General features: G+C 49.8%; 13 protein-coding genes. 1 reads left to right on the forward strand and 12 read right to left on the reverse strand.

All coding sequences use genetic code 11. From position 1 onward, the window contains the following. Positions 1-100: 100 nt before the first annotated feature. The 5 genes from spoVT to pth form a co-directional block, all read right to left on the reverse strand. Positions 101-643, reverse strand: a complete 543-nt coding sequence (spoVT, locus tag L6H98_RS29770) for a stage V sporulation protein T (RefSeq protein WP_236421335.1) — start codon at positions 641-643, stop codon at positions 101-103. Between the two features lie 270 nt (positions 644-913). Next, positions 914-2080: a peptidylprolyl isomerase gene (locus L6H98_RS29775; RefSeq protein ID WP_236421336.1), complete on the reverse strand. Its 1167-nt coding sequence runs from the start codon at positions 2078-2080 to the stop codon at positions 914-916. Then, the gene (gene mfd, locus L6H98_RS29780; protein ID WP_236421337.1) at positions 2064-5591 is read right to left on the reverse strand and encodes a transcription-repair coupling factor; all 3528 of its coding nucleotides are present in this window, start codon (positions 5589-5591) and stop codon (positions 2064-2066) included. Before mfd ends, L6H98_RS29775 begins: the two co-directional genes overlap by 17 nt. Before the next feature lie 270 nt (positions 5592-5861). Continuing rightward, entirely contained in the window at positions 5862-6092 is a 231-nt protein-coding gene (locus L6H98_RS29785; RefSeq protein ID WP_236421338.1) for an anti-sigma-F factor Fin family protein, read from the reverse strand. Between the two features lie 104 nt (positions 6093-6196). Further along, positions 6197-6757 (reverse strand): aminoacyl-tRNA hydrolase, encoded by a 561-nt coding sequence (gene pth / locus L6H98_RS29790; protein WP_236421339.1) that lies wholly within the window; start codon positions 6755-6757, stop codon positions 6197-6199. 137 nt (positions 6758-6894) lie between these two features. Between pth and L6H98_RS29795 the strand changes: the two genes are divergently transcribed. Then, positions 6895-7095, forward strand: coding sequence for a hypothetical protein (locus L6H98_RS29795; protein WP_236421340.1), 201 nt, complete (start codon positions 6895-6897; stop codon positions 7093-7095). A gap of 93 nt (positions 7096-7188) precedes the next feature. On the opposite strand, the gene L6H98_RS29800 is transcribed toward L6H98_RS29795, so the two are convergent. The 7 genes from L6H98_RS29800 to veg all read right to left on the reverse strand — a co-directional run bounded on the left by L6H98_RS29800 (position 7189) and on the right by veg (position 13106). Then, positions 7189-8142 (reverse strand): ribose-phosphate diphosphokinase, encoded by a 954-nt coding sequence (locus tag L6H98_RS29800; RefSeq protein ID WP_236421341.1) that lies wholly within the window; start codon positions 8140-8142, stop codon positions 7189-7191. 106 nt (positions 8143-8248) lie between these two features. After that, positions 8249-9646, reverse strand: coding sequence for a bifunctional UDP-N-acetylglucosamine diphosphorylase/glucosamine-1-phosphate N-acetyltransferase GlmU (gene glmU / locus L6H98_RS29805; RefSeq protein WP_290371513.1), 1398 nt, complete (start codon positions 9644-9646; stop codon positions 8249-8251). 382 nt (positions 9647-10028) lie between these two features. Beyond that, positions 10029-10313 (reverse strand): septation regulator SpoVG, encoded by a 285-nt coding sequence (gene spoVG / locus L6H98_RS29810; RefSeq protein WP_017691372.1) that lies wholly within the window; start codon positions 10311-10313, stop codon positions 10029-10031. Positions 10314-10498: 185 nt separating this feature from the next. Then, a complete protein-coding gene (gene purR, locus L6H98_RS29815; RefSeq protein WP_236421342.1) occupies positions 10499-11326 on the reverse strand; it encodes a pur operon repressor in 828 nt (275 codons plus the stop codon). Between the two features lie 95 nt (positions 11327-11421). Then, complete coding sequence (gene ispE, locus L6H98_RS29820) at positions 11422-12276, reverse strand: 4-(cytidine 5'-diphospho)-2-C-methyl-D-erythritol kinase (RefSeq protein ID WP_236421365.1); 855 nt, start codon at positions 12274-12276, stop codon at positions 11422-11424. A gap of 145 nt (positions 12277-12421) precedes the next feature. Further along, the gene (locus L6H98_RS29825; RefSeq protein WP_236421343.1) at positions 12422-12598 is read right to left on the reverse strand and encodes a small, acid-soluble spore protein, alpha/beta type; all 177 of its coding nucleotides are present in this window, start codon (positions 12596-12598) and stop codon (positions 12422-12424) included. Positions 12599-12830: 232 nt separating this feature from the next. Next, positions 12831-13106 (reverse strand): biofilm formation stimulator Veg, encoded by a 276-nt coding sequence (gene veg, locus L6H98_RS29830; RefSeq protein ID WP_236421344.1) that lies wholly within the window; start codon positions 13104-13106, stop codon positions 12831-12833. Positions 13107-13172 lie beyond the last annotated feature (66 nt).

The raw sequence follows: 13172 nt of genomic DNA on the forward strand, positions 1-13172 counted from the left end.
CAAGCATATGCTTGTATTATACCTCCCGATCGGTGCGCAGACGAATAAAATAGAAAAACTCCTGTTCGCCAAAGCAGGCTTCAGGAGTTGACTAAGTAATTTATTGTTCCATTTGTTTGCCAAGAAACCCTGCGGCCGTCTCAGCCATCTTCACTTCCAACTGGGACATTTTCACGGATTCGTCCTTGTTGAACAAAATGACGGTTCCAATCGGGTCTCCACCCGAAATGATCGGTGCGATGACAAAGGATGATAACGTCTCGTCATGATCCTTGCTGATTTCGTAAGAGCCGCTTCCTGTTTCCAGAATGGTCTTCCGGTTCTCCATGCAATTTTCGACCATCTGGCCGACCTGCTTGTCCAAATATTCTTTCTTGGAGCCTCCGGCTACAGTGATGATCGTATCACGGTCCGAAATCAGAGTGACGTGGCCTGTGCTTTCATACAGCGATTCAGCATATTCCTTGGCAAAGTCCCCAAGCTCGCCGATCGGTGAGTATTTTTTCAAAATGACTTCTCCGTCGCGATCCACGAAAATTTCCAGCGGGTCACCTTCGCGAATCCGTAACGTACGGCGAATTTCCTTCGGAATGACCACGCGGCCGAGGTCATCAATACGGCGAACAATACCAGTAGCTTTCATTTCACATGTTGCCCCACTTTCTCGAGAAGATTTTTAAACTACTGTTCGTTAATGGGCAGAGGAGAATCCCAGAACGTGATTTGTAATATCTTGACCATAGTATTCATCTGTTCCCATTTCCTTATACATGCCTTGGGGGATATCGTTGTGCTTACCAGACAAAAGGTGACTTTATGCCTATTCTTCCCCGATCAGACAGCAAAAAAGCAAGGGCAGGCCAAAAGGCCTCCCTCGCTTTCATAACTTGTCCACCCACCGGTGTATTGGCTCTTACTTGCTGCCGGATTCCGTGCTTTCGCTTTTTGCATCTGTTCCAGTCGTACCTTGATCCGTTTTGGAATCGGTGCTGCTTGTACCGTCGGTTTTCGTTTCGCCGGCTTTATCGCCTTCCTTGCTTGTTCCTGCATCGGTTCCAGTGCCCGTTGTTCCGCTTTCCGTCTTGCCTTCTTCGCTCGTTTCGGACTTAGGCAGTTTTACTTCTTTGACGATCTTATCCAGTTCATCAGACATGAACTTGTCGATCTCGGTAGCGGCCAGCTGGCTCTTCAGGCTCTCTTTTTGCTCATCCGTCAATTTGGCATAATCTGCTTCCGTGCGCGCTTCTACCTTCATGATGTGATAACCGTACTCGGTTTCGATCGGATCGCTGATTTTGTTGAGCGGCAGCGTTTTGGCAGCCTCTTTGAAGGCTTCTACCCAATTGCCGACAGGCACGTTTTCATACAGGCCGCCTTTCTCCGCGGAACCCGGATCTTCGGAATATTCTTTCGCCACTTTGGCGAAATCATCGCCGGCATCCAGTTTCGCTTTTACTTCTTTGGCCAATTTCAACGCGTCTTCTTTTTTGCGTTCTTTTTGCGTATCCGGATCCGTGAAATTGATCAGAACGTGACGAACGGTTGCCGTCGTGTATTGATCTTTGTTCGTTTCGAACTCGGATTTGATCTGGTCTTCGGTTACACCCGTTTCCTTGTCCTTGATGACCGTCATGATGCGAGTCATGTAATCCTTGATGTTTTGGTCGGTCAAGTTTTGTGCCTTGGTCATTTCGGTCCATTGATCGGCTGCGACCTGAGCTTTCATTTTGTCAAACTGCTCGGTCGCCGCCTTGGCGCCTGCCGTCTTTGCTTCTTCGCTAGCCTTGTTGCTCAGGTATTCATAAGCGACTTCCTGACGTACCAGAAAGTCCTTGAAGTCGTCCATGTCCATCATTTGTGCGTATTCCGGATACAGGAATTTCATAACCCGTTGTTCCATATCGAATTCATTGGCGGTAATGGTACCGCCCTCGTAGCTTGCCACAACAGCGCTCGTATCCTTCGGATCGTTCGTGCTTTCGGCATCCTTTTTGCCGCATGCGGCAAGCAAGGACAGGGAAAGTACTGCAACCATGCTGACGGACAGCACTTTCCTCACGTTTTTATACTTTAGTAACATTCTTTGGTTCCCCCTTTGATTTAAAAGCACTTTGTAAGGACTCCATAAACTTCTCGACCAGTTCCATCAATTGCTTGTCCTCGAGACCTTTGCCTTTGACATGGACCAGCATGTGGCTCCCTTGCTCAAATTGTACACGTCTTTCGAACTGATTTCCAATGTTCGCGATTTTGGACAGTTCAAAGGCATGTTCACGGCCTTCATAGAATTTGATGGTCAAGTCATCGCCACGGCGGGTTATGGACTCAATGCCGTAGGTTTTTCCATACACTTTAAGTCTCGCTACAGCCATGAGGTTAATAACCGCCTCCGGCAGATCGCCGAATCGGTCTACCAACTCGTCTTCCAACTCCATCGCGTCCTCAAAGGAGGAAATTACCGCTACTTTTTTGTAAATCTCTATTTTTTGAATGCTGTCGTAAATATAATCGGACGGCAAATATGCGTCAATGCTGAGATCAAGCGTCGTATTCCACTGATCGGATGGCACTGGTGCTTCGCCCAACATGGTTACTTTACGTTTGTTGATCTCCTCGGCAAGCATCTGGGAGTACAGATCGAAACCGACGGATGCGATAAAGCCGTGCTGCTCCGCACCGAGCAGATTGCCCGCCCCGCGGATCGACAAGTCGCGCATCGCGATTTTGAAGCCGGAGCCCAGTTCCGTAAACTCTTTAATGGATTGCAGGCGTTTTTCCGCCACCTCGGTCAACACTTTATCCCGCTGATACGTAAAATAAGCATACGCAATCCGGTTGGAGCGCCCTACACGTCCGCGCAGCTGATAGAGCTGGGATAATCCCATCTTATCGGCATCGTGAACGATTAACGTATTGACGTTCGGAATATCCACGCCCGTTTCGATGATGCTTGTGCTGACGAGTACGTCATATTCGCCATCCAGGAAGTCCAGAATGGTTTTCTCCAGCTCCGTTTCCGACATCTGTCCATGGCCTACGCCAACCTTTGCTTCCGGCACCAGGTCGGATATCTCGGCTGCCTTTTCGTGAATGCCCTGAACCCGATTGTACAAATAATACACCTGCCCTCCCCGGGCAAGCTCGCGTTCGATGGCTTCACGCACCAATGTCTGGCTGTGTTCGACGACATACGTCTGCACAGGGAAACGGTTCTCCGGCGGTGTTTCGATGACCGACAAATCCCGTACGCCCAGCATCGACATGTGCAGGGTACGCGGAATCGGCGTCGCCGTTAACGTCAGCACGTCCACGTTGGTTTTCAATTTTTTGAGCTTTTCCTTATGGGTAACGCCAAAGCGCTGCTCTTCGTCGACGATCAGCAATCCGAGATCCTTGAATACCAAATCCTGAGACAACAGCCGGTGCGTACCGATTACGATATCCACCGTTCCGGCCTTGATGCCTTTGGCTGTCTCGTTCTGTTCCTTGCGGGAACGGAATCGGCTGAGCACCTGAATGTTGAAAGGGTATTCGCCGAAACGTTCGCGAAACGTCTCGTAATGCTGCTGCGCCAAAATCGTTGTGGGCACAAGTACAGCAACTTGTTTTCCCTCGATGGCAGCTTTGAAGGCAGCACGAATGGCGACCTCTGTTTTGCCGTATCCGACGTCACCACACAATAGGCGGTCCATAGGCCGATTCTGTTCCATATCCTTTTTGATTTCCTCGATGGCACGAATCTGGTCCCGCGTCTCGTCATAAGGGAACATGGCCTCGAATTCCTGCTGCTCCGGCGTGTCTTTGTCGAAACCATATCCTTGGGACGTTTGGCGCTCGGCGTACAGCTTGATCAGATCATCCGCAATATCCTGAACGGAGGAACGGACCTTGTTTTTTACGCGCGTCCACTCGTTGCCGCCCAGCTTGTAGATTTTCGGTTCCTTCTCTTCGGAACCGACGTATTTCTGAATCAGGTCGATCTGCTCGATTGGCACGGACAACTTGTCTCCGCCGGCATACAAAATGTGCATGTAGTCCTTATGAATGCCCGCAACCTCTAACGTTCCGATCCCCAGATATTTACCGATACCATGGTTCTGGTGCACGACATAATCGCCGACCTTCAGTTCGCTGTAGGATTTGATCCGCTCCGCATTGTCGACATTGCGGCTGGATTTGCGAACTTTGCGCTGTTTCTGCGAAAACATCTCGCCTTCCGTGACCACAGCCAGGTGAATCGATGGCAGCTCAAAGCCGGTTTGCAGATTTCCGATCAGCATTTCCGGCTCAGGAATTTCATAATCCGCAAGCACGCGCCGCATGCGCTCCAATCGTTCCTCGCCGCTCGCGAGCATGACAACGCGAACCCCTGCTTTATGCCAACGCTCCATTTCGGCCTTGAGCACGTTCATCTGTCCATGGAAATCCTGCATGCCGCGACTGATAAAGTTGAGGATGTTTTGCGGCTGCGTATGCGGTACCTGACGCAAAAAGATTGACATGAAGAGCGTCTGGAACGGACGTTCATATATCAAATCATCCCCGTCCGCGGACAGATGCAGATCCGGCAGCGTTTTACCGTTTTGCATCAAATGCAGATTCCACTCGGACTCGTCCCGCTCCAACTGTTTCGAAGTCTCTCCCAGCCTTGCAGGTTCATCCAGCACAAGGAGCGTATCCTCAGGCAAGTAATCATAAATCGTTTTGTGCTCCGGATAGAGCGGGGATATATATTTATATATTTCATCAAAATAGACATGTTCTCGCAGCAGCTCAATCTCGCGATGAATCTCTTCGCGCAGGCGCAGCTTGGCCTGCCGGTCCGTCACCTTCTCCAGCTGTTTCTCCAGCATAAGTGCAGCCGTGTCGGCCGCCCGTTCCATCCGATCGCCGTCGGCGATCAACTCTCTGCATGGCAGCACCGTGATTTCGCCAATACGTTCGATCGAGCGCTGGTCCGCTGGATCAAATGTCCGGATGGAATCAATTTCGTCGTCGAACAGTTCTACCCGGTATGCAACGGAGGACGTCACCGGGTAGAAATCAATGATTCCGCCGCGGACGCTCATCTCTCCTCGTGATTCAACCCGTTCTACCCGCTGATACCCGAGCTTCACCATCTCCAGCAGGAAGGCATCAAGCTCCAGCGTTTCTCCCTGTTTTAGCGTGATTCGGGCGCTGGCCATGACTTCTGGAGTCGGTACATATCTGCGTACCCCCGAAAACGGGATGACAACGACCCCTCGAAAGCCTTGGGCACACTGAACGAGCACGTCAATACGCTGACCCAACGTTTCCGGACTGGAAACGGCGGCTTCAGCGGCAACAAGCTCATTGGCGGGGTATAGAAGCACGCGCTCTGGTGAAAGCGCTTCCTGTAAATCTTCTGCAATTTTTTGTGCGGAAAACATATTATGCGTAACGACGAGCAATGGCCGGTTCATCTCTTCATGAAGTGCAGCCAGCATGATCTGCCGTGCTGATCCGGACAACCCCGAAACCAGCTGCTCCTTCATTCCGGACTCAATACCGGCAGTGATGGACCCAAAGTCCGGATCTTTGGAAAAAGCCTGTATAAGTGCTTGTAACAAAAGGGGCACCTCTCTTATAACTTACTTAATGATGTACGCAGCCAAGCGTTCTTTTAACATTTGGATAACATTGCCTTTTTCTCCTGTTCCATCATAAGGGATTTGCCGTTTCTTTGCCACAATCCGTTTGATGCGGATTCCCTATTGTGGGGGAGAGACTGTTTTTACCCAAACCGAAAAGAAGCCTCAGCAGGCTGCCAAGGCTATAAAGGTGGAGCATTTCGCTGCCGCCATCATCTGTAATCGGTTGATTGCTGCTGCCCAGCTCCGCTACTGAAGCGGGTTGGCCAGCAAACTGAGCTCGGGATTGGAGTCCAGAGCTTCTTTGCAATAATCGCAAGTAATCCGGACGGTAATGTCACCACCGGAATTATACGCTATTATATCCCTCCGCTCGTCGGGGGTCAAGAAATGAAAACCGAGCTGCGTCTCCGTGATTCGAGCCGAATCGATCCGTCCAATAAAGGTGCGGCAATGCCTGCACACATAATTCACTGACATATCTATGCCTCCTGCACGTGGTTTATACGTTCAGCATACCCCATTCGGACCGATTTCAACCTGGAAACGATCTGTCTTTGTTCTCGCTAATGCTTCAGAGCGGTTTAGCCATTGAATTTCGCCATCGTTTGTTCAAACGTATGGTCCAGACTGAACTCCAGCGCATTGCAGGTCTGCTCAATCGTCTGTTCAAGCGCTTCTTTTTCTTTTTTCATAAACGTCGACAATACATAATCCACGATGGCATGTCCAGGTTCGGGACGGGATATTCCCATACGCACCCGGTTGAATTGCTGCGTGCCCACATGTTGGATGATCGACTTGATTCCGTTATGTCCGCCTGCGCTTCCTTGATACCGCAATCGCACTTTGCCGATTTCCGTATCCATGTCATCATACGCCACAATCATGTCCTCAAGGCTGACTTTGAAGAAGTCCATGTATGCACGTACCGATTCACCCGAAAGGTTCATGTAGGTCATCGGCTTGATCAGCACCGTTTTTACTCCATTGATATTCCCTTCTCCAATCAGCGCTTTGCATTTGTTCTGCGTGATGGAAATGCCGTGGCGCTCCGCCAGGCGATCCAGCGCCATAAAACCGATGTTGTGCCTCGTTTTGGCATAATTCGAGCCCGGGTTTCCGAGTCCGACAATCCATTTCATTGTATTCCCTCCTTCGGGTAACCAACATATAGCATAGACTTCGATTGATATATTACATATAATATCAGGAAAGTGAACTTCCAATTTGCTGTAACTTTCACAGCCTAATTTCATCGACTCAGGAAGGTGAGCGGGTTTTGCGCGAAGACAATGGACAACTGACTCAGCATCATGATTTCATCTATCATCTGGAATCTCGTACCCCTGTGCAGGTATATGACCGCGATACCCACGTAGAAATCGGTGTGATTACACGTTTCGACCATCAATTTGTCGAAATTGCCGACACGCTGTTCCATCGGCGCCGGTTTCGTTTTATTTCCCGCCCCGGTTATTGATCGGGGTTTATTTTTATTAGCACGCCGACAGGGGTTACATTTTCCATTGAACTGGAAAACGTAACCCCTCACTTCTAGATGATGCAGACAGCCTTATTCTATTTCAAATAGTTTGCTAATGGACAGTTCCTCATGAACCCGGATGATCGCTTCACCAAGCAAAGGTGCAACAGACAGCACTCTCAGCTTGCTCGTTGGATTGGCATGCGTAATTGGAATGGTATCCGTCACGATGACCTCTTTCAGCGGTGCGTTTTCCAAACGCTCCATCGCAGGACCCGACAATACCGGATGCGTACAGCATGCATATACTTCTTTCACGCCGCCTTCCATCAAAGCATTTGCCCCCAGCACAATGGTTCCTGCCGTATCGATGATATCGTCGATCAGGATCGCCGTTTTCCCTTCAATGTTACCAATGATGTTCATGACTTCGCTGACGTTCGGCTCCGGACGGCGTTTATCAATAATCGCAAGCGGTGCGTTCAAGAAGTCAGCCAGCTTGCGCGCGCGAACCACACCGCCATGGTCAGGCGAGACAACAACGGGATTTTCGATCTGTTTCGAACGGAAATACTGTGCCAGAATCGGCACGCCGAGCAGATGATCGACGGGAATATCGAAAAATCCTTGGATCTGCATGGCATGCAAGTCCATGGCAATGACGCGGGTAGCCCCTGCTTTTTCGATCAAATTCGCCACCAGTTTCGCCGTGATTGGATCACGGGAACGAGCCTTGCGATCTTGACGTGCATATCCGTAATACGGAATGACAACGTTGATCGTTTTGGCGGAAGCCCGTTTCAACGCATCGATCATCACGAGCATTTCCATCAAATTGTCATTCACCGGCGCACAAGTAGACTGCACGATATATACATGACAGCCGCGCACGCTCTCGGAGAGTTTTACTTGAATCTCGCCGTCACTGAAACTGGTCGTGTGAGATTCGCCCATAGGAATTCCGATATAATCCGCGATTTGATGGGCAAGCTTTGGGTTAGAATTACAAGTGAATATTTTCAATTTCGAATCAAAATAAGTCATAAAATAAAAACCCTCCGTGCTGGTTCATTGGAATCTGTAAGCGTCTGCGACATGTCGGCACCTTCCGGGCTTCCGGAAGGAAAAAAGGAATATAGATATCCCGAGTTTACTCGGACTTCGCTTGTTTCTTTGCTTTTGCACGGCCGCGAATCTTCTCCGCATAGCCCGCTTTATTCTCTTGGCGTGGACGCGCAATGGCGAGATCGTTATCGGGAACAGCATGGGTAATCGTGGAACCGGCTACAACGTATGCTCCTTTTCCGATCGTTACCGGTGCAATGAGATTGACGTTGCTGCCCACGAACGCATCGTCTTCGATTGTCGTCACTGCCTTATTATATCCATCATAATTCACCGTTATTGCACCACAACCAATATTAACGTTTTTGCCCACTTGGGCGTCTCCAACATAACTCAAATGAGACACTTTGGAGCCTTCATCAATTGTAGCATTTTTCACTTCGACAAAGTCGCCGATTTTCACTTTGCGTCCCAATTTGGTGCCTGGACGCAAGTTGGCGAACGGACCCACGGTCACTTCGTCTCCAATTTCGGATTTCGAAACAACCGAATGTTTGATGGCCACGCCGTTATGAATGACACTATCCTCGATATCCGCATGCGGCCCGATCTGGCAAGCCTCGCCGATCGTCGTTGTTCCTTTCAGAACGGTCCCCGGATAGAGTACGGTATCTGCTCCAATCGTAACATCTGCCCCGATATATGTCGATGCCGGATCAATGATCGTAACCCCGTTCAGCATATGATGTTTGGCCAAACGTTCGCGCATGAATCCTTCCGCCTCGGACAAGGCCAGTCGGTCATTGACTCCGATCGATTCAGCGATGTCATCCGACATGTATGCTTCCACAACTTCACCTTCGTTACGGAAAATGCCGATCACATCCGTCAGGTAAAATTCCCCCTGAGCGTTCTCGTTCGTCACTTTTTCCAAGGCGGCAAACAGTTTTGCATTATCGAAACAGTACGTCCCCGTATTGATCTCTTTCACTGCATCTTCCTGCGGGTTGCAATCCTTTTGTTCCACGATCCGCAGTACGGACCCGTCTTCACTGCGAATGACGCGGCCATATCCATGAGGTTGATCCAGATTTGCCGTTAAGACGGTAGCTGCCGCCCCTCGGCTTTCGTGAAGCTCCATCAGTCCTTGCAACGTCTCGCTGGTTACCAGCGGTGTGTCGCCGCAAACGACGATCGTCGATCCTGACTCGCTTCCGAGCAGATCCTTTGCCTGTTTAACGGCATGCCCTGTACCCAACTGCTCGGCCTGAAGCGCATATTCCGCCTTTGTACCCAAAAAGGCTTGCACCGCTTCGGCTCCATGGCCAACCACGACGACAGTGCGCTCAACACCTGCCCGAAGCGCTGCATCCAGTACGTGGCCAACCATCGGTTTGCCGCATACGGGATGCAGCACCTTGTACAATTTCGACTTCATTCGTTTGCCTTGCCCTGCAGCAAGAACGATTGCCATTTTTTTCAAAATCCACGACCTCCTGTTCTGAAAATCCTCATTGACATCCCCTTTTGCGAAGCCTTGTCAACGAGCAACGTTCAGCCGGCTTGAGCCGGTCTTGTTCATCAACCACTGTCTCAGTCATGACACGTAACAACGCGGACACCGATCATCGCAGTTATACGTATACGCCATTATCTGTAAGCCTTCGAATGTCACGACGCTTTCAGAATACGCCTGCCGTATATATTTTTGCGCACGCATATTACCCATGCGAAACATGGGAACACAGTCGCTGCGCAGATCTCCTGCATGAATAAACTCAATACTGAATATATCTTATTCCGGACAAAAAGAAAAGAGAGCCATAAGACATGGCTCTCTTTTCCTTTGAACCCCAATAATGTTCTCAGGCACCTTCTTCAATGACTTCTTCCTCAGTCGCGGCACGGTCATACTCAGTCAAAACAGCAGCCTGAATCTTCTCGCGCGTTCCGGAAGAAATCGGGTGGGCGATATCACGGAATTCTCCGTCAGGAGTCCGCTTGCTCGGCATTGCAACAAACATTCCGTTGTTGCCATCAATGACGCGAATGTCATGAACGACGAATTCGTTATCGATGGTAATGGATGCGATTGCCTTCATTCTCCCCTCAGAGTTAACTCGGCGGAGTCTGACATCCGTAATTTGCATGTGTGTTCACCACCTTTTTCCATCAGAACTTGGTGTATAATTCCACACAGCATATACGAACTCCTTCTTTTAGAACCATAAAAATGTCCTAATATCAGGAATTTTTTTATTTAATACACAATTCGACAGTATTCATGTTTGATCGATGGAATAGAAGCTTTCTCGACACGTAAACCGTCAACATTTTACTGATCGAAGTAGTTCCCCGGCTTCACGGAAATCTGTCTGCTCTTGGCGTCAACCGCTGTCAGCTTGGCCAAAGAGACGTAATCGGTCAGCAGTCTTTCCTCCGAATCCACCGCTCCCGATTCCACCAAAACGCCTACACCGGCAACCGTTGCATTAAACTCGGCCAGCAAGTCGATCATCCCTTGAACCGTTCCTCCCGCTTTCATGAAATCATCCACGATCAGGACCCGGGAATGCTCTCTCATAGCCCTGCGGGACAGGGTCATTGTATGCAGGCTTTTATGGGACCCGGAAACGTAATTGATACTAACAGCCGATCCTTCCGTAGCCTGATGGTCCCTGCGAACGAGAACGACAGGCAGGTTAAGTTGGGCTCCGGTCGCATACGCCAGCGGTATTCCTTTGGTCTCTACCGTCATGACCACATCGATATCCATACCGCCAAATGCCGTGGCGAAAATTTTGCCTGCCTCGTTCATCAGGGAAGGTTCACCTAGAAGATCCGACATGTACAGGTACCCTCCCGGCAAGATCCGATCCGGTTGTTCCAGTTCACTGCATAATTTTTCAGCAAAATGAAGAGCATGTTCTCTGGATACTTTCGGTATCCACTTCACTCCTCCAGCCGCCCCAGCCAGCGTTAAAAGCTCGCCCGATCCACCTTCTTCGAACACTTCCTTGATAATCGCCAAATCTTCGCTAATTGATGACTTCGCGGCACCGTAACGTTCGGCAAAAGTGGTGAGCGGAATGACTGTATGCGGTCTTGCCAATAAGTACTGCGTCATTTCAACCAGCCTTGCGCTTCGTTTTAATTTCTTCACAGAGATCCATCCTCACGATCACGGAAACATCCAAATCCGAATAATTATCTAAAAATATAACACCTTTATACGTGTTTGTACATTAAAATGTAAATTTAAGTCAACATGCGTACCGCATACACTTCTTTGCAGAAACCGCGAAGCCCGTTGTATATGCGGGCAACCTTCGATTCCTTCGAGACAAGCCCGAATACGGTTGGACCGCTCCCCGACATAAGAACTCCATCCGCCCCAAGCCGGATCATGGCTTCCTTCAGATGCCGGACTTCAGGATACAGCCGCAGCGTCACGTCCTCAAGCACGTTTCCTAATTGTGCGCACACCTCAGGGAATGATTCGTTACGTATGGCTTGCTCCATTTTCTCCGCACTTGGATGCCGAACGATTTTGTCGCTGCGGAATCGCCCATATACGTCCGCTGTGGATACGTTAATAGGCGGTTTGGCCAAAACGACCCAACACTGCGGCGGATTCGGAATCGCCCGAAGCTTCTCTCCCCGGCCTGTGGCGAGCGCTGTTCCTCCCGTAATGCAGAACGGAACGTCCGACCCTAGCTCGGCCCCGAGCTTCCAGAGCTCTGTGTCGGGGATATCCAGCTTCCAGAGACGGTTCAAGCCGCGCAGGGCAGCCGCTGCATCGCTGCTCCCTCCGGCGAGCCCTGCCGCCACCGGAATTTTTTTATCCAGATGGATGTGCACGCCGGTCTTGACGTCATAACGCTCCTTGATCAATCGGGCTGCTTGAAAAGCCAAATTTTTCTCATCCAGCGGGATATACCCTGCCTGACTGGAAATGACGATCGTGTCGCGTGGAAGCTCCGACATTTCCAATCGGTCAGCAAGATCAACCATTGTCATGATCATTTCCACTTCATGAAATCCATCGCTTCGTTTATGTAAGACGTCCAGCATCAAATTGATTTTAGCAGGCGCTTTTTCGTAAATTTTCAAGGCGTTCACCCGTCCTCACCTTTTCCCTAAGACAACTTAACATATTATATCAAAATGGGACTGTCAAGTCATTGCCATTCGCCATGTATGGGGAAAAAGCGAGGTGCTCCTAACGGATTCCCCCGCCCTTTAGCTTTTAAACCACTTACGATTTGCGCGCCGCCTGCTCTGCCATCTGGATGGCCCGTTTCACCATGTTTCCAGCATCCTTGGCTTTGATGCCCCCCCAGCCCTCCTGCTGGATCGTATCATAAAAACCAAGATCCTTGGCGAGCTCGTATTTCAGCTCTTCCGACATTACGCTTCTTCTTCTCCGACTCATGCCATCGTCCTCCTCGCATAAATTAAACCATGATTAGTCCAGACCACCACAGTGATTCATGCTGCATATCCGTTACAGGCATCAAACCTAAGGGTAAAGCAAATGGTTTTGAGCCTGTCCGCATAGTATGCCAAGTGCCCCTGCGTCTCATTCCTGTCTTCGCGGAGAGAAATATGCCGGAAACGAAAAAATGCGGCTCGCCTGATCGGCAAACCGCATTGTCAAATCTTGCTTACGTCTCCATGAAGGAGTTATCGGTAGATTGGCCGGGATCAACCACCATGACCTCCACCGACTCCGTAAGTATATCGGCATAACTGTAAGAAACTCGCTTAAAGGTTTCGTGTTCCTCATCGAGCTTGACAATAAAAACAGAAGGGTACGTTTCTTCCAATACTCCTGTACGCTCAATCGTCTTGCGGCGGCCACCATTGGCGCGCAGCATGATCTTCTGACCGATATGAGCATCGAGATTGCGTTTGATATCCAACAGCGTATTTTTAGCCATTGTCGACGACCACCTCTTTTCTTGTCCATTATACCTCTTTTTACAGTCAATGTCAAATTAAAGACA

The sequence above is a fragment of the Paenibacillus sp. JJ-223 genome, assembly GCF_927798175.1.
In the GTDB taxonomy this organism is placed as follows: domain Bacteria; phylum Bacillota; class Bacilli; order Paenibacillales; family Paenibacillaceae; genus Paenibacillus; species Paenibacillus hubeiensis.

Coding starts and splice junctions, on each gene's coding strand:
- spoVT (WP_236421335.1), bottom strand. CDS start 643: ATGAAAGCTACTGGTATTGTTCGCCGTATTGATGACCTCGGCCGCGTG.
- L6H98_RS29775 (WP_236421336.1), bottom strand. CDS start 2,080: ATGTTACTAAAGTATAAAAACGTGAGGAAAGTGCTGTCCGTCAGCATG.
- L6H98_RS29785 (WP_236421338.1), bottom strand. CDS start 6,092: ATGTCAGTGAATTATGTGTGCAGGCATTGCCGCACCTTTATTGGACGG.
- pth (WP_236421339.1), bottom strand. CDS start 6,757: ATGAAATGGATTGTCGGACTCGGAAACCCGGGCTCGAATTATGCCAAA.
- L6H98_RS29800 (WP_236421341.1), bottom strand. CDS start 8,142: ATGACTTATTTTGATTCGAAATTGAAAATATTCACTTGTAATTCTAAC.
- spoVG (WP_017691372.1), bottom strand. CDS start 10,313: ATGCAAATTACGGATGTCAGACTCCGCCGAGTTAACTCTGAGGGGAGA.
- L6H98_RS29825 (WP_236421343.1), bottom strand. CDS start 12,598: ATGAGTCGGAGAAGAAGAAGCGTAATGTCGGAAGAGCTGAAATACGAG.
- veg (WP_236421344.1), bottom strand. CDS start 13,106: ATGGCTAAAAATACGCTGTTGGATATCAAACGCAATCTCGATGCTCAT.